This is a genomic window from Alkalibacillus silvisoli (genome assembly GCF_039521975.1).
GTDB classification, from domain to species: Bacteria; Bacillota; Bacilli; order Bacillales; family Alkalibacillaceae; genus Alkalibacillus; species Alkalibacillus silvisoli.
The window spans coordinates 113,179-129,646 of sequence record NZ_BAAACZ010000011.1 but is presented as its reverse complement, the minus strand read 5'-3'; the positions used below and the strand labels follow the sequence as shown (position 1 = coordinate 129,646).

17 protein-coding genes are annotated in these 16,468 nt (G+C 36.1%); all 17 read right to left on the bottom strand.

Annotation, left to right across the window (positions count from 1 at the left end; translation table 11 throughout):
* Positions 1 to 4 precede the first annotated feature (4 nt).
* Positions 5 to 634 (bottom strand): MotE family protein, encoded by a 630-nt coding sequence (locus ABDZ63_RS08025; protein ID WP_343782942.1) that lies wholly within the window; start codon positions 632 to 634, stop codon positions 5 to 7.
* On the bottom strand, positions 597 to 1,037 hold the full coding sequence (gene fliJ / locus ABDZ63_RS08020; protein ID WP_343782940.1) for a flagellar export protein FliJ: 441 nt from the start codon (positions 1,035 to 1,037) through the stop codon (positions 597 to 599). The genes ABDZ63_RS08025 and fliJ overlap by 38 nt, the downstream gene beginning before the upstream one ends.
* Positions 1,034 to 2,377: a flagellar protein export ATPase FliI gene (gene fliI / locus ABDZ63_RS08015; protein WP_343782937.1), complete on the bottom strand. Its 1,344-nt coding sequence runs from the start codon at positions 2,375 to 2,377 to the stop codon at positions 1,034 to 1,036. The genes fliJ and fliI overlap by 4 nt, the downstream gene beginning before the upstream one ends.
* Positions 2,364 to 3,113, bottom strand: coding sequence for a flagellar assembly protein FliH (gene fliH, locus ABDZ63_RS08010; RefSeq protein ID WP_343782935.1), 750 nt, complete (start codon positions 3,111 to 3,113; stop codon positions 2,364 to 2,366). Before fliH ends, fliI begins: the two co-directional genes overlap by 14 nt.
* Entirely contained in the window at positions 3,106 to 4,119 is a 1,014-nt protein-coding gene (fliG, locus tag ABDZ63_RS08005; protein WP_343782932.1) for a flagellar motor switch protein FliG, read from the bottom strand. The genes fliH and fliG overlap by 8 nt, the downstream gene beginning before the upstream one ends.
* A 14-nt stretch (positions 4,120 to 4,133) precedes the next feature.
* Entirely contained in the window at positions 4,134 to 5,714 is a 1,581-nt protein-coding gene (gene fliF / locus ABDZ63_RS08000; protein ID WP_343782931.1) for a flagellar basal-body MS-ring/collar protein FliF, read from the bottom strand.
* Between the two features lie 34 nt (positions 5,715 to 5,748).
* Positions 5,749 to 6,063, bottom strand: coding sequence for a flagellar hook-basal body complex protein FliE (gene fliE / locus ABDZ63_RS07995; RefSeq protein ID WP_343782930.1), 315 nt, complete (start codon positions 6,061 to 6,063; stop codon positions 5,749 to 5,751).
* 11 nt (positions 6,064 to 6,074) lie between these two features.
* Complete coding sequence (flgC, locus tag ABDZ63_RS07990) at positions 6,075 to 6,530, bottom strand: flagellar basal body rod protein FlgC (protein ID WP_343782928.1); 456 nt, start codon at positions 6,528 to 6,530, stop codon at positions 6,075 to 6,077.
* Between the two features lie 2 nt (positions 6,531 to 6,532).
* Positions 6,533 to 6,913 carry a flagellar basal body rod protein FlgB gene (gene flgB / locus ABDZ63_RS07985; RefSeq protein WP_343782926.1) on the bottom strand — a complete coding sequence of 127 codons (381 nt, stop codon included), beginning with the start codon at positions 6,911 to 6,913 and terminating at the stop codon, positions 6,533 to 6,535.
* 350 nt (positions 6,914 to 7,263) lie between these two features.
* Positions 7,264 to 7,929, bottom strand: a complete 666-nt coding sequence (locus ABDZ63_RS07980; RefSeq protein ID WP_343783193.1) for an ISL3 family transposase — start codon at positions 7,927 to 7,929, stop codon at positions 7,264 to 7,266.
* A 408-nt stretch (positions 7,930 to 8,337) separates the two neighbouring features.
* The gene (gene codY, locus ABDZ63_RS07975; protein WP_343782925.1) at positions 8,338 to 9,117 is read right to left on the bottom strand and encodes a GTP-sensing pleiotropic transcriptional regulator CodY; all 780 of its coding nucleotides are present in this window, start codon (positions 9,115 to 9,117) and stop codon (positions 8,338 to 8,340) included.
* A gap of 20 nt (positions 9,118 to 9,137) precedes the next feature.
* Positions 9,138 to 10,526 carry an ATP-dependent protease ATPase subunit HslU gene (gene hslU / locus ABDZ63_RS07970; protein ID WP_343782924.1) on the bottom strand — a complete coding sequence of 463 codons (1,389 nt, stop codon included), beginning with the start codon at positions 10,524 to 10,526 and terminating at the stop codon, positions 9,138 to 9,140.
* Positions 10,523 to 11,089: an ATP-dependent protease subunit HslV gene (gene hslV / locus ABDZ63_RS07965; RefSeq protein ID WP_343782923.1), complete on the bottom strand. Its 567-nt coding sequence runs from the start codon at positions 11,087 to 11,089 to the stop codon at positions 10,523 to 10,525. The genes hslU and hslV overlap by 4 nt, the downstream gene beginning before the upstream one ends.
* 17 nt (positions 11,090 to 11,106) lie before the next feature.
* Complete coding sequence (xerC, locus tag ABDZ63_RS07960; protein WP_343782922.1) at positions 11,107 to 12,009, bottom strand: tyrosine recombinase XerC; 903 nt, start codon at positions 12,007 to 12,009, stop codon at positions 11,107 to 11,109.
* Positions 12,010 to 12,303: 294 nt separating this feature from the next.
* Entirely contained in the window at positions 12,304 to 14,379 is a 2,076-nt protein-coding gene (gene topA, locus ABDZ63_RS07955) for a type I DNA topoisomerase (protein ID WP_343782920.1), read from the bottom strand.
* A gap of 217 nt (positions 14,380 to 14,596) precedes the next feature.
* Positions 14,597 to 15,484, bottom strand: coding sequence for a DNA-processing protein DprA (gene dprA / locus ABDZ63_RS07950; RefSeq protein WP_343782918.1), 888 nt, complete (start codon positions 15,482 to 15,484; stop codon positions 14,597 to 14,599).
* A 74-nt stretch (positions 15,485 to 15,558) separates the two neighbouring features.
* Positions 15,559 to 16,461 (bottom strand): succinate--CoA ligase subunit alpha, encoded by a 903-nt coding sequence (sucD, locus tag ABDZ63_RS07945; protein WP_343782916.1) that lies wholly within the window; start codon positions 16,459 to 16,461, stop codon positions 15,559 to 15,561.
* Positions 16,462 to 16,468 lie beyond the last annotated feature (7 nt).

Below are 16,468 nucleotides of genomic sequence, written 5' to 3'. Positions count from 1 at the left end.
AAATTTAATTACTCGTTCGTTCAATTAAAGAATTTGAAAAGTTAGCAGCAATCTCTGATTCCATTTCACTTAATATTTCACCACGCTGGTCATCACTTAACGCTTCTAAAATATCTAACGCTATAACTTGCTCCATTTCGATCATAATATCTGCCGCACGTTCTGGACTCATCTCTGAAAAAGAACGCGTAAGCCTTTCAACAGACTCCTCTTGAGAGTAACGAGACTCTTCTTGTTGATTTAATTCTTCATGTAAGGAATTAATCTCATCAGTGAGCTCCTCAATCTCTTGGTCTCTAGATGTTATTCTTGATTCTAAATCTTGAATTGTTGCTTGTTGGTCATTTACTGTCGCTTCATATTCAGAAAGCTCTTCTTCGAAACGTTCCTCTTCAGGGTCAGGAATCAATGATGAAACGACCGGTATTTTATTACCATATTCTTGTGCTGCTTGAAAAGGGTTTACTCCAGCAATTGTCGTCACAATTAAAACTAAAGTGATCGCAAACACAATTGGAATGATTATTACATATAAAAACCATTGCCATTTACTTGTACCTTCTTTATTAATTTGTTCTTTAGTCATTTCATCACCTTTATCTAACTCTTGAATATTGCTGAACAGCAATTTCATCTAAAAAGGAAGCTTCTAACTGTTGATTTAATCGTTTTTGCTGTTCTTTTTTATTTTCAATTATTTTATCAATTTTCTTAAGTTCTCCGTGTTCTTCTTGTAACTGTTCTTGTTTTTTATACATATTAACTCTTGCTTGGTGCACTTTTTTCTGTTGATTTAATTCTTTAGACTTAACTGATTCAAAGTAGTTATAAAAATCAGCTATACTTCCTACTTTGATACCTTGTGTAACTTGTTGACTTAAATTCTGTTCTAAGTTTTCTCTTTCTTTCAATAAGTCATATAACGAAGTCGCTTCGTTTTCAAAATGGTCTACAGCGCGATTATACTGCTTTTGAACTTGGTCTAATTCTTTCTCTTTTACTTGATATAGTTTTATAAAAGCTTTCATATCGCTCATGACTGATCACCACTTTGAAAGATTTTCTTTAATTGAATAAAACTCTCTTCAGCTGTTATTGATTTATTCATAGATTGCGCTAAAAACTGCATAATTTTAGGGTAATAATAAATTGCTTCATCAACTTGAGATGATGAGCCTTTCTTATAAGCACCAATTTGAATCAATTCTTTATTTTCCTCATAAGTCGAGAGCAGTGACCTTAACCTATGGCTTAATTGTAAGTGTTCTTGGCTTACAATTTTTTGCATCAGACGACTGACCGATTTCATTACATTAATTGCAGGATATTGACCTTGTTCAGCTAATTGACGATCTAATACTAAATGCCCATCTAACAAACCTCTCACTGCATCTGATATCGGTTCATCTAAATCATCACCATCAACTAAAACCGTATAGAACGCTGTAATGCTCCCTTTCTCTCCTGGTCCGGTTCTTTCTAATAATTGAGGGAGTAAAGCAAATACACTTGGCGTATATCCTTTAGTTGTTGGTGGTTCTCCACTTGCTAATCCAAGCTCTCTTTGAGCCATGGCAATCCGTGTAAGTGAATCCATCATCAAATTGACATGGTATCCTTCATCGCGAAAATATTCACTGATTGCAGTTGCTGTATAAGCACCTTTAATTCGTTGAAGGGCTGGTTGATCTGATGTTGCGACGATTATAATCGACCTTTTCAGCCCTTCTTCTCCTAATTCATGTTCAATAAATTCTCTAACTTCACGACCACGCTCACCTAATAAGGCAAATACATTTATTTCTGCATCACTGTTTTTAGCTAACATACCTAATAGAGTACTTTTCCCAACACCGCTTCCAGCGAATATACCGATCCGTTGCCCTCTACCAACTGTCACACAATTATCTATTGCTTTAATACCAGTCGATACAGCTTGGTCAATTGGCGGGCGAGATAATGGGTTGGGAGGGCGCCTTACAATATCAAAGCTCTGTAGATTCGTTGATAGTTTTTGTTCATCAATCGGCTCGCCTAAACCATCTAATACTCTACCGATTAAGTCTTTTCCAACTTTAACAGTTAATGAGTGGTTAGTTGATTCTACTAGACTATCTGGGCCAATCATATTTGTTTGTTCATAAGGCATTAATAAAACGTGTTGGTCCTGAAAACCAACGACTTCGGCTTTAACAAAGGTCTTTTTTTGCCGGTCAGTATATATATAACATACCTCACCAATGTTCGTTTCAGGGCCTTTCGATTCGATTAAAAGTCCAACACTTCTATTGACACGTCCATAACGTTTCACAACATCTACGTCATTAATTCGCTCTAACACACGGTCAATTATCACTTGTAAATTACCCCATTTCATCCTGTAACACTTGTTTCAATTGATTTAGCCTAGTATCAATTGATGTGTCAATTTGCCCTAGTTCAGTTTCAACAATACAATCATATTCAGACAAGTCTTTTTTGGGATAAATTACTAAATTAGTCTGGTGATTTAAATGGGATTGTAGTTGTTCTTTATGATTAATGAGTTCATTATACTGTTTCACATGCACGTAAATTTTAATCTCTGGTTGGTCAAATACTTCTTCTAAGGTTTCTGTCACTAAATCTATAAATATATGAGGTTCTTCTTCTAATTTCTTACTAACAATTTTTTCAGCAGCGTTTAAGGCAATTCTAATGATCGTTTGTTCTGAAGATTGAACTTTTTCTTCATAATCTTGTTTAGCTATAGTAACCATATCTTGTGCTTGCTCAACCAATTGTTCATAACTTGCTTTACCACTGATTTCACCATTTTTATAGCCATCTTCATACCCTTGTTTTGAAGCGTCGTTATAGGCTTGTTCTTTCTCTTTTTCAAAATGTTCTCTCTCTTCAGTGATTCGTTGGTTAGCTTCTTCTATCAATTGGTTTGCTTGCTGTTTTGCCTGATTTAGTTGTTCTTCTGCTTGTGCGACCTTTTCTTTCGCTAATTGATCGAGTTCCTCATGCGTCAAATCATTTGATTGATTCTCATTTGATGGTTTGTCAATTGGCTTTACTTGAATCTTTTTAGGTTTTACTATTTTTGATGATCGATATAGGTTAGACAATGATGTCATCACCTCCACCACGTGCTATTACAATTTCACCCATTTCTTCTAATCGGCGTATTGTACCAACAATTCGTGTTTGTGCCTCTTCAACATCTTTCAACCTAACTGGTCCCATGAATTCTATTTCTTCTTTCATATTTTCAGCCATTCGTGAAGACATATTATTATACAAAATATCTTTTACTTCATCACTTGCTACTTTTATCGCTAACATTAAGTCTTCATTTTCTGTATCACGTATAATTCGTTGTATAGCTCGATTATCTAAAGTCACTATATCTTCGAATACGAACATACGCTTCTTAATTTCTTCTGCTAATTCAGGGTCTTGTATTTCAAGGTCATCTAATATGGTTCGCTCTGTCGTTCTGTCTACACTGTTTAATATATTGACTATTGATTCAATCCCACCAGTTTCTGTGTAATCTTCTGTGACAGTAGTGGATAGTTTCTTTTCTAGTAAATGTTCGACTTCATTCACAATTTCTGGTGAAGTGGAATCCATCACCGCTATTCTTCTAGCTATATCAGACTGGTATTCTTCTGATAGCTCAGATAATATTTGTGATGCTTGTTCAGGGTCTAAGTATGATAAAACTAATGCAATCGTTTGCGGATGCTCATTTTGAATGAAATTATAAATTTGATTCGGATCAGCTTTTCTTGCAAAATCAAAAGGGCGAACTTGAAGGGATGTGGTTAAGCGATCAATAATCTTCCCCGCTTGATCGTCTCCTAGCGCCTTTTCAAGTACGGTCTTAGCATAACTAATCCCGCCTTGTGCGATGTAATCTTGTGCAATAGCAATTTGATGAAATTCATCCATTATGTCATTTTTTTGTTGTGAGTCTACTTTTTTGACAGATGAGATTTCTAAAGTTAAATCCTCAATTTCTTCCTCTGTCAAATGTTTATATACCTCTGCTGATACATCTGGCCCTAATGAAATAAGGAGAGCAGCTGCCTTCTGTCGTCCTGTTAATTCTTTTCTTTGTGCAGTCATGAAATCTCCCTCCTTTATTCATCGATCCAAGAACGCAATAACTTTGCGAAGTCTTCTGGCTTATCTTTAGCCATTTGTTCTAACTGTTTTCTTCTTACATCTGATTCAGATTCAACTTGTTCTAACGTGTAATCTGGTTCATCTTCAGTAATTTCTGTTGAAACTGTTTCTTCTACTTGTACCTCATCTTTGTTGCGGCGCATTAATAAAAATAATAAAATTGCGATAATTAATATGAGTAATGCACTTAAAATGTAAAGCCATGTTGGTATTGGTGAAGATGGTGTATCAAAATCAGGTGCTCCTGAAAACTCTTGGAATACAATCGATACATTATCTGCAGGCGTTACTGCTTCAGCCTCTCCAGGTACTGATGTTTGAATAATAGAGGCTAAGATCGATTGAATGTCTTCTTCAACCGCTACTTGTTCTGCTTCAGATAATTGTACGATTTCACCATCTTCCTCAACAGTATTATCTACAGCTACTTGAATACCTAAATCTCTTACTTCATATGGGCTTTCTACAATTTCGCTTCTTACACGATTAAATTCATTGTTAATCGTTTCACGAACATTTTCATACTCTGTTACCTCTTCTCCATCTTCAATAACTGCAGGAAGGTTAGGAACATCAGCCTCACCTTCAACTAATCCTGACCCGTCATAGCCAGTATAAGTTTCTGTCACACGATCAACGCTAACAGGTAAACCTTCCATCGTATCCATATCAACAGGTTCAACTAGTTCTTCTAACCTGTTCTCTTGAGCAAAATCAATATCTGTTGTAACAGAAACGACCACTTTATCTTGGCCCATCATAGTCCCTAATAATTGCTGTACTCTTCTTTGGATATCACGTTCGATATCACTTCTGATTTCCTTATGTTGTGCATATGTATTGTTCGCACCACCGCCACTATTTTCTAAGTCGTAATACTCAAAATGTTGATTCATAATGACGATATCTTCAGGGTCTAAGTTAGGTACAGCTCTTGATACTAAATGGTATAAACCTTGGACTTGGCTATCATCAAACGTTTGGCCGTAATCTGTGTTAATAACAATAGATGCTGATGATTCTCCAATATCATCAGCTACAAAAACTGATTCTTGGGCTCGATTAATTAACACATTCGCATCAGAGATTCCTGAGATATTACTAATAAGGTTAGATAGCTCTGTTTGAAGTGCATCTAATTCAATGATCTGTCTTTCTTCATCAGTCATTCCCCAAGATACATTTTCACTAAAAAACGAATAATCGATATTCCCACTATTTGGAATGCCTTGTGCTGCTAATTCTACTAACAGTTCATCAGATTGATTTTCAGGAACTAATATTGTTGTTCCTCCTTCTTCAATCTCGTGAGGCACACCTCTACTTTGTAACTCTTCACGCAGGTCACCTGCTTCTTCTAATGTCAAGTTACTATATAAAGGGACCATTTTAGGTGAAGTAGCAAATACCGTTAAGGCGATTAAAATAACTAATACACCTAGTGCCCCACCAACTATTAGAGACTTCTGTGGGTTTGTCCTAGACTTCCAAAATTCGGTTATTTGATTGCGATATTGTTGTATTGTTTCATTCATTGTAGTCCTCCGACTCAAAGTAAATCTTTATATATTAAAGTTGCATTCTCATAATTTTTTGATAGGCTTCTATTGCTTTGTTTTGAATTTCAGTTGCAGTTTGAAGTGTTACACTTGCTTTTTCAGCTGAAATCATAACATTATGTAAATCATCAGCCTCACCATTAATTAAAGCGTTAGTTTGGGCATTTGATTCTTGTTGCGTACTATTAACTGAATTGATCGCATTTTTTAATTCATTTGCAAAACTCTCTTGTACTTCACTAGCTGTTACTGGATTATTTTGTTGAATATTTTGATTCACTTTACCTATACCTTGAGTAAATAAGTTTGATTCAATCGGCTTCACACTAGATCACCTTACCTTCCAATTTCAAGCGATTTCATTAATAACCCTTTAGAAGCGTTTAAAGCTGTAACATTTGCTTCGTATGACCTTGAAGTAGACATTAAATCTAACATCTCTTTAAGTGGGTCAACATTCGGCATTTGAACATAACCATCTTCATTAGCATCTGGGTGTGATGGGTTATAAACTTGTTCAAATGGTGATTGATCTTCTTCAATCGACTGCACCCTTACACCCGTACCAGGGTTACTAGAGCGATTCATAGATTTTTGTAAAAAAGAGTTAAAACTAGCATCACGTGGCTCTTGAGATACTAACTTTCGTCTGTATGGTTCAAATTCTCCATCTTCATTCATTTGTGCTCTAGTTGTATTGGCATTTGCTAGGTTAGAAGATACAACATCCATCTTAAAGCGGTTAGCTGTTAACGCACTACCACTTGTATTCATTCCATGGAAAATACTCACGTCTATCTACCTCCTACAACCGATTTAATAGAATTAAATTTACCATTAATTCGCTCAGTTAATGCTTCATAGTATAATTGGTTTTGAGCTAGTTCATTCATTTCTTTGTCAATGTCTACACTGTTTCCGTTGTTGTTGTATGTAACATCTTGTCTAGCAGAAATTGAAAAAGGCGAATGATTATTTGAAAAAGGAATATGTCTTTCATCAGTTCTTAGAGCTTCTAATTTTGCCGATTCGAATTCATCCTTAAAAGAAACTTGTTTTGCTTTATAATTTGGTGTATTAACATTAGAAATATTATGAGCAATTGTTTGGTTTTTCACTGATGAGTAATCTAAACCTCTTTGCAAATTATGAATTGTTTGGTCAAATAATTGCATTCGACCCCCACCTTTCAATCATCAATGTCGAAATCTGTATAAATGAACTGCTATAATTCCATTATATTATGGCATATTTTCACAAGAAATGACACAGCAACTATTAAACTTTTAAGAATTTTGTCGATATATGATTAAAATTGTACTTTTGTACTAGTTCATTGTGTCTATTATACAATCAGTATTTGGTAATAATCCTGTTATAAAGTAAAACCCACACAGGAAAAGGACCTATTCGATAAGGTTTTATTTAGGTTCTAAGTCAAATGTTGGGGTGCTCTCTTAAGAGCACTCCTTATTTATGCCATTTGGCCTTGTATATTCTTATATTTATGATGCAATAAAACTTTTCAACGCAGGCGATCAAACCGTCGAAAACCAAACGCTTGGCGTTTAATCACTTTGGTTTGATTATTAATCCCTTCAATGTAACCATTGTGTAAGTTATAACCAAAGCTGTTCATGATTTCTTTTTGCCAATTCTGAAGCGTTTCAATCGCCTTCTCGAACTCGGGTATCGCTGATGTCCTTACGGTATCATAAAAATCATATAAATCCGTTTTAATGGTACTTAAGGCATCAGATCCTAAACGTTTAGCGTTGTCAAACCAATCGCAAAACCATTCTTTCAGTAAGTAAGCACTGGTCAATACATCCGATTTATCACAATAGTGATGAGGATACCAATCTTGTTTAGCACTTAACGTGCTACGTCGTTTCATGAAAACATGACGCATGTTTTTGCACTTCTTACGGTCATAGTCATCGAATTCGTTCTGAACACGCCGTCTGACACGATCCAATGCCCAATACATATAACGGACAAAATGAAAGCGATCCGCCACAATAATCGGTTGGTTTAAGGCCTGATCCACAGCGGCCTTATAGGATGGACTCATGTCCATGACGACGACATCGACGGTATCTGCGTGGTCTTTGAGATAATGATAGACCGTGGATTTCTTACGATCTTTTAAGATATCAATCGGCTCTCGTTTGATGGGATCTGTGATGATGGTACGTGAAAGCTTTCCAAGCCTGGTAAAGTCATGTTATGATGCATATGCACGCAGCTCCTTTGTTTTGTTTTAGTGGTATAAAACAAGGATAACAAATAAGGAGTTTGTGTGCTTTTTTTGTCTTATCAAACCGCTGAGTTGGCCTCAGGTGAGAAGCGTAGGTGGTGACGCCTGCGGGAACAGCACGCGTCTCGAGACCCCGCAGGCCACGCTTTTCGGCCGAGGAGGCTCGAGCCGTGCCCGCGGCAAGCATCCACCGTAAGCGGATCACCTGACGCCAACGGCCGCTATCATAACCACATCCTAAATTGTGTCTCTACCCCAACAAATATTTTAGAGCCACCCAAATCAAAAAAAGCTTGTAGAGAAACAGCTGTTTCTCTACAAGCTTTTTACTTAACATTATTACATAACATTGATCTTTTCTAATTCTACAAGGAACTTATCATTTAACACTTTAATATAAGTACCTTTCATACCTAATGAGCGTGATTCAATAACACCAGCACTTTCTAATTTACGTAATGCATTTACAATGACAGATCGTGTAATACCTACACGGTCAGCTACTTTACTTGCAACTAATAGACCTTCATTACCATCTAACTCGTTAAAAATGTGTTCAATTGCTTCTAATTCACTATATGATAATGAGTTGATTGCCATTTGTACAACCGCTTTACTTCTAGCTTCCTCTTCAATCTGTTCTGTCTTTTGATGTAAAATCTCCATACCTACTACTGTTGCACCATATTCCGCTAACAGTAAATCGTCATTATCAAAAGATTCTTCAATACGACTTAGAATTAATGTACCGAGACGTTCGCCACCACCAATAATAGGGGTAATGGTTGTTAGACCATCGTTGAATAATTCTTTGTTTTCGACAGGAAAGGCTGTGTAATTGCTATCAACAGGAATATTTGGCGTTGTTTCAGTAATCCCAAATAGATTATTTGTATACTCTTCAGGGAACTGCCTTTCTTCAAGCATATTTTTCATGCGTTCATTTTCAATTTCTTGTTTAATTGCAAAACCTAATAACTTACCTTTACGACTTAATACAAAGATATTAGCTCCAATCACATCTCTTAAAGTACCTGACATGTCATTAAAGTTAACTGCTTTACCTTGTGTTTTTTGTAGCATAGCGTTAATGACGCGTGTTTTTTCTAATAAATTCATTTTAAATTCCTCCTACTATTTTATAAGATATATTCAGATAAATCTTTATTTTTAACGATCGTTGATAGTTTTTCATCAACATAGCCCTTAGTGATCTCGATCGTTTCCATTGTAATGTCTGGTGCTTCAAACGATAAATCCTCTAAAAGTTTTTCCATAATCGTATGCAATCTTCTCGCACCAATATTGTCAGTTTCTTGGTTAACATCAAATGCAATTTCCGCTAAACGATGAATTGCTTCTTCTGTGAACTTCACTTCAATACCTTCAGTTTCTAATAATGCTGTGTACTGTTTAATTATGGCATTTGAAGGTTCAGTTAAAATATTGATAAAGTCTTTAACAATGAGTTTATTTAACTCAACGCGGATTGGAAAACGACCTTGCAATTCTGGGATTAGATCTGAAGGTTTTGCCATGTGAAAGGCCCCTGCAGCAATAAACAGCATATAATCCGTCTTTACTGACCCGTATTTTGTTACAATGGTTGAACCTTCCACGATTGGTAGGATATCGCGTTGAACACCTTCTCTTGATACATTCGCTTGTTTATCATCCTTGCCACAAACTTTATCAATTTCATCAATGAATATAATACCTGATTGTTCAGCTTGTTCAATGGCTAGTTGATGAACTTCATCCATATCAATTAATTTTTCAGCTTCTGTTTGCGTTAATACTTCACGAGCTTCTTTAACAGGTAACTTTCTTTTTTTGGTTTTCTTAGGCATTAGTTGACTAAAAGCATCTTGCATGTTCATACCCATTTGTTCCATACCCGAACCTTGCAGCATGTCAAACATTGAAGATTGTTGTTCTTCAACTTCGATTGTTACCATGCGTTCTTCTAGTTGCCCTTGATCTAGCTGTTGTTTTATTTGTCGCATTCGATCTGCTTGCTCTTTTTCTTCACTTGATTCCTCATCACTTGTATCATCTGGTTGGTTAAAAAGCATTTCTAAAGGGTTTTTCATTTGGTTTTGTTTTTTCTTACCCGGTACGAGTAGTTGGACAATTCGTTGATTCGCCGCCTCACGCGCTTGAGTTTGTACTTCGAGCATTTTTTCTTCACGAACCATCCTGACACTTGTATCAACTAAATCTCTCACCATTGACTCTACATCTCGCCCAACATAACCAACTTCTGTAAACTTCGTAGCTTCTACTTTTGTAAATGGGGCTCCTACTAACCTCGCAAGACGCCTAGCCAACTCTGTTTTACCTACACCTGTTGGACCGATCATTAGAATATTTTTAGGTACAATTTCATCACGCATGTCTTCAGATAACATCATTCTTCGAAAACGATTTCTAAGAGCAACTGCTAATGCTTTTTTAGCTTCTGATTGACCAATAATATATTGATCTAACTGCTCTACGATTTGTTTTGGTGTCGCTTTTGTACTCATGAATGAGAATCTCCTTTTTCATCCAAAGTCTCTAATACAATTTCATTATTTGTGTAAACACAAACTTCACCAGCAATTTCTAAAGCAGCTTTCGCTATGCTTTCGGCTGTTTGATTTTCACTATAACGTTTAAGAGCGCGCCCTGCACTCAAGGCATAATGACCACCTGAACCTATTGCTAAAATGTCATCATCCGGTTCAATCACTTCTCCAGTACCTGAAACAAGTAAAATTTGATCGTTGTTCATCACAATTAACATAGCCTCAAGACGTCTTAACACTTTGTCACTACGCCATTCTTTCGCTAATTCAACAGCAGAACGACTTAAATTACCATTATACTTTTCTAAATTTGCTTCAAATTTTTCAAATAGTGTAAAGGCATCGGCAACTGAACCGGCAAATCCGGCAACTACTTGGTTGTTAAATAACTTTCTAACCTTTTTTGCTTTATGCTTCATTACAACCGCATTACCGAAAGTGACTTGCCCATCACCTGTCATAGCCGCTTTCCCATTATGTCTCACGGCAAATATTGTTGTTGCATGAAACGATTGTTCCATTAAAATCCCTCTTCCATTTAAGCTCTAGGGTGAGCGTTTTTATATATGTTTTGTAAGTAATCTTTTGTGACATGTGTATAAATTTGAGTCGAAGACAGACTTTCATGACCTAACATTTCTTGGACAGAACGCATATCTGCACCTGCATTAAGCAAATGAGTTGCGAATGTATGACGCAACTTGTGTGGGTGTATAGAACTGGTTAAAGAGGCCCTATTCATCATATCGTTTAATATGTATCTAACACCCTCATCTGTTAATGGAGCCCCGCGATGATTGATTAACAACCGGTCCGTTGTTATCTCACCGCCCTTTTGTAACAGTTGTGGGCGACTTTCCTCTAAATATAACTTCACAGCATCCTGAGCATATACACCAAAAGGGACAAAGCGCTCTTTATTTCCTTTACCATGGACTAAGATGGTCCCTAAAGAAAAATCAACTTGAGAAACATTGATTTTCACAAGTTCACTTACTCGAACTCCTGTTGCATAAAGTAATTCAATAATAGCTTGGTTTCTTTGCCCAAAAGGCGTAGAGCAATCTTCTATAGTAAACAATTGCTCTAATTCCTCTGCGTAAAAAAATTGAGGAATTTTTTTATCTTTTTTAGGCATTGAAACATATTGAATTGGGTTGTGTTCAACGATTCCTTCTTTTTCTAAGTAATGATAAAACGTTCTGAGACTGGAGAGCTTTCTAGAAGCTGAAATACGTGATAAACCGGTTTTGTATAATTCAGTTAAAAATAACCTAACCTCTGAATAAGAGACATCGTTAAAATTATTAATAACTTGCTGTGTTAGAAACTGGTTAAATTGACGAACATCTGCTATGTAATGATCAACTGTATAAGAAGCGGCATTTCTCTCGACAATTAAAAACTGTTTATATTGGTTGATCAATTGCTCATTAGTCATTCACAATCACTCCCCACAAAACGATTTAAATTTTATCAAACTTTTCGGAATAATACAACAATTTTCACTTATATGTCATAAAAAAGTTTTGAAAGGAGCTTCAGTCGCCTTTTAAAGCTAAAAATTCATCTTACCAATCGTAAATTCTATATGAATAAAAATTGTGTGTCAATTTTAACAACTCAACTACTTACATGTTTCACAAATTGTATACATAATATTCAATTTTAGTTAAAAAATTTGTAATAATTAAAAAGATGAGCCAACATTTGTTAACTCATCTTTTAATCAGTATTATTGTTGGACATTTTCGGAGTAATCACATTCAGTACATTTTACTTGAACACCTTTTTTCTGCTTTTTCTCAACTAACAAAGAAGAGCATTTAGGACAAGGACGTTCAATTGGTTTATCCCATGATACGAATTCACATTGTGGATACTGATCACAACCATAGAATGTACGACGCTTCTTACTCTTTCTTTCTACAATATTCCCGTCTTTACAACTAGGACATTTAACACCAATTTCTTTTAAAATCGGCTTTGTGTTACGGCAGTCTGGAAAGTTTGAACAAGCTAAAAATTTACCGTAACGTCCCATTTTATAAACCATTTCATGGCCACATTTCTCACAATCTTCACCTGCTGGTTCATCTTTCACTTCGATTTTCTCGATCTCTTCTTCCGCCTTATCTAAGCGCTTCTGAAAGTCTTTATAGAAATTGTCAATAATGTTACGCCATTGTTTATCTCCGTCTTCAACACGGTCTAAGTTACTTTCCATATCAACGGTAAATTGAACATTAATAATTTCTGGAAAGTATTCTTCTAATAGTTCAATGACAATCGTACCTAATTCAGTCGGGACAAAACGCTTATTGTCTAAAGCAACATAACCTCTTCGTTGAACGGTGTCCAAAGTCGGTGCATATGTTGATGGGCGACCGATCCCTTTTTCTTCAAGCGTCCTAACTAACCTTGCTTCTGTATAACGCGGTGGTGGCTGAGTAAAGTGTTGGTTAGGTGTAATTTCTTTCGTTTTTACTTGCTCACCTTCTTCTAAAGGTGGTAGTACCTTTTGTTCATCTTTCTTTTGATCATCATTACCTTCAATATATAACTCCATAAAACCTTTAAACTTGATTTGTGAACCAGTAGCTCTAAATTCAACACCTTGGTTGATTAAATGGGCTGTAACGGTATCTAGGACAGCCGGAGCCATTTGACTTGCTATAAAACGGTCCCAAATCAGTTTGTATAATTTGTATTGATCGTTAGACAGCTTAGGTTTAATTGTTGCTGGGTCTTTATGAATGACAGTTGGTCGAATAGCTTCGTGAGCATCTTGTGACCGTTCGTCTTTTTTCTTTTTACTTGACTTTCCTAGATGATTATTGCCGAACTTGGCTTCTATTAATTCAGCTGCTTCTTTCTTCGCAGTGTCAGATATTCGAGTTGAGTCTGTTCTCATATAAGTAATTAAACCAGTTGTCCCATCTTTCCCACCTAAATCAATACCTTCATATAACTGCTGAGCAATCATCATAGTCTTCTTAGCTCGGAAGTTTAATTTACGAAAAGCTTCTTGCTGCAGGGAAGACGTAATAAAAGGTGCTGCAGGGTTTCTCTTACGCTCACGTTTGTTCACTTTTTGAATATCAAACGAGTCACCATCTAAACGGTCTAAAATGTTTTGGACTTCTTGTTCATTTTTTAAGTCTACTTTTTCACCATCTATACCGTAAAACTTTGCTTCAAACTTCCTGCGTTTGTGCATGAAGTTACCTGTTATTGACCAATATTCTTCTGGTACAAAGTTTTTAATTTCATTTTCGCGGTCAATGATGAGTTTTACAGCAACAGATTGTACACGTCCTGCACTTAGACCTTTCTTAACTTTTTTCCATAATAATGGGCTAATGTTATACCCAACTAATCGGTCTAAAACTCGCCTTCCTTGTTGAGCATTCACTAAATCCATATCCACTTCACGTGGTTCTTTGAACGAATCTTTAATCGCATCTTTAGTAATTTCGTTAAACACTACGCGACACTTAGATCCCTCTTCAATCCCAAGACTATATGCTAGATGCCATGCAATTGCTTCACCTTCACGGTCGGGGTCGGCTGCGAGATAGACCTTTTTAGCTTTTTTTGCTGACTTTTTCAAATCGTTAAGGACTGGACCTTTACCACGAATTGTAATATAGCGTGGCTCAAAGTCGTTCTCAACATCAACACCCATCTGACTTTTTGGGAGGTCAATCACATGGCCCATCGACGCTTTAACTTTATATTTTTTACCTAAATAACGTTCAATTGTCTTTGCTTTTGCTGGAGATTCTACTATAACTAAATAATCCGACATTAACCTATTCCTCCTACGAGGTTTATTTCTCATCTTTTATTATGATTCGATACAATTTATTGTTAATCATTAATCTCATTCATTATTAAATAACTTTATACGATTTGTCAAACACACATACGAAAAATTGTTCGACAAATTACATCTCAGTTCAATAAATGGTATATTATAGACTACACCAAAATCGCTAACTTGCAAATAATTTTACTTAGAAATACTAAGCTTGAATAACAGTTGAAGCTAACGAAAATATAATTTCTTCACCGTTAGTAACAGGTGTTGCTCCTTCTTTTAATAATTTATGGCAACCTTTAGCTTGGGTTAAAAAAATGGAGTCTGGAATGACAAATACTTCTTTACCTTGTTCTAAGGCTTGGTCTGCTGTAATGATTGTCCCGCTTTTTTCGGAAGCTTCAATTATTAACGTCGCATAGGAAAGGCCACTAATTAATCGATTTCGTTCTGGGAAATGCCATTTTTGAGGTTTTGTTTGAGGGTCATGCTCTGAAAGTAATAAACCATATTGAGCGATGGATTTAAATAATGCTTGATTACTAGAAGGGTATACATGGTTAAAACCAAAGCCTAATATAGCAATCGTCTTACCGCCACAATCTAGGGCATATTGATGGCTCATTCCATCAACACCTTTAGCTAAGCCGCTTACAATTGTAAATGAATTTTCAATTAATGGTTCTAATAAGTGTTGGACTTTTTCGTTAGCTTTCTTAGAAGGGGTTCTCGTTCCAATTACACTGATCATGTTTGTTTTAAGTAATGATAAATCGCCCTGGTAGTAAAGAATTAATGGTGGGTCTGGGATCATTCTAAAACTTTGAGGATAATGGTCGTCAAACCAAGTGAAAAGCTTAGAATTGTTAAATTGTTGCCATAAAATGCGTTTTTTTGAGTCATTACGTAAAAGAGAGTAAATTGTTTGGGAATCTTCCATGGAAGTATGAATTAATTGAGGGATTTCATTTGGTGAAGCATGTAATAAATACTCGAAGTCGCCGTATTGATCAAGATAATGAAAAATAGACCGCCGCTTAAGTCCTTTTATTTGCTTTAATACATAAAGAATAAATGAATGTTTAACACTCAATAACCCTTCACTCCTGTCTATTGATATAAATTAAGTTGGGTTTAGTTTAACTAAACCCAACTGTTTTATGTTGATTAATGTGTTTTACACTTGTCGTATATTCCGTTTTCTTTAAGTGTTTCAATCATTGTATCGCCCATATCTGATGGTGTAGGAGCAACATTAATTCCGCATTCGTTCATAACACGGATCTTTTCATCTGCTGTACCTTTACCACCTGAAATAATAGCACCAGCGTGCCCCATACGTTTTCCTGGGGGAGCTGTAGCACCACCAATGAAGCCAACTACTGGCTTATCCATATTTTCTTTAACCCATTCAGCAGCTTCTTCCTCAGCTGTACCACCAATCTCACCGATCATGATTACAGCATGAGTTTCTGGGTCTTCATTGAATGCTTTTAATGAGTCAATGAAATCTGTACCATTAACAGGGTCTCCACCAATACCTACTGCTGTAGACTGTCCGAAACCTTGTTCAGAAAGTTGATGTACAGCTTCGTAAGTTAATGTACCAGAACGCGAAACAACGCCAATGTGACCTTTCTTATGGATATATCCTGGCATAATACCAATCTTACATTCTTCTGGAGTAATAACTCCTGGGCAGTTAGGACCTACTAAACGAGTCTTCTTACCTTCCATATAACGCTTAACTTTAACCATGTCCATAACTGGAATATGCTCTGTAATACAAATAACTAAGTCTAATTCAGCATCTACTGCTTCCATAATTGCATCTGCAGCAAATGGTGCAGGTACATATACTACAGAAGCGTTTGCGCCTGTCTCTTGAACTGCATCATCTACCGTGTTAAATACAGGCACACCTTCTACTTCTGTACCGCCTTTTTTAGGTGTTACACCACCGACGATTTGTGTACCGTATTCTAGCATTTGTTTCGTGTGGAAAAGAGCTGTTCCACCTGTAATACCTTGAACAATAACTTTTGTGTCTTTATTAATAAAAACGCTCATTTTCGTC

What these genes read in the sequence shown, in the direction of transcription:
- fliJ (WP_343782940.1), bottom strand. Translation starts at nt 1,037, where the DNA reads ATGAGCGATATGAAAGCTTTTATAAAACTATATCAAGTAAAAGAGAAA.
- xerC (WP_343782922.1), bottom strand. Translation starts at nt 12,009, where the DNA reads ATGACTAATGAGCAATTGATCAACCAATATAAACAGTTTTTAATTGTC.
- fliG (WP_343782932.1), bottom strand. Translation starts at nt 4,119, where the DNA reads ATGACTGCACAAAGAAAAGAATTAACAGGACGACAGAAGGCAGCTGCT.
- ABDZ63_RS08025 (WP_343782942.1), bottom strand. Translation starts at nt 634, where the DNA reads ATGAAATTGCTGTTCAGCAATATTCAAGAGTTAGATAAAGGTGATGAA.
- fliF (WP_343782931.1), bottom strand. Translation starts at nt 5,714, where the DNA reads ATGAATGAAACAATACAACAATATCGCAATCAAATAACCGAATTTTGG.
- hslU (WP_343782924.1), bottom strand. Translation starts at nt 10,526, where the DNA reads ATGAGTACAAAAGCGACACCAAAACAAATCGTAGAGCAGTTAGATCAA.
- flgB (WP_343782926.1), bottom strand. Translation starts at nt 6,913, where the DNA reads ATGCAATTATTTGACCAAACAATTCATAATTTGCAAAGAGGTTTAGAT.
- topA (WP_343782920.1), bottom strand. Translation starts at nt 14,379, where the DNA reads ATGTCGGATTATTTAGTTATAGTAGAATCTCCAGCAAAAGCAAAGACA.
- hslV (WP_343782923.1), bottom strand. Translation starts at nt 11,089, where the DNA reads ATGGAACAATCGTTTCATGCAACAACAATATTTGCCGTGAGACATAAT.
- sucD (WP_343782916.1), bottom strand. Translation starts at nt 16,461, where the DNA reads ATGAGCGTTTTTATTAATAAAGACACAAAAGTTATTGTTCAAGGTATT.
- fliI (WP_343782937.1), bottom strand. Translation starts at nt 2,377, where the DNA reads ATGAAATGGGGTAATTTACAAGTGATAATTGACCGTGTGTTAGAGCGA.
- codY (WP_343782925.1), bottom strand. Translation starts at nt 9,117, where the DNA reads ATGAATTTATTAGAAAAAACACGCGTCATTAACGCTATGCTACAAAAA.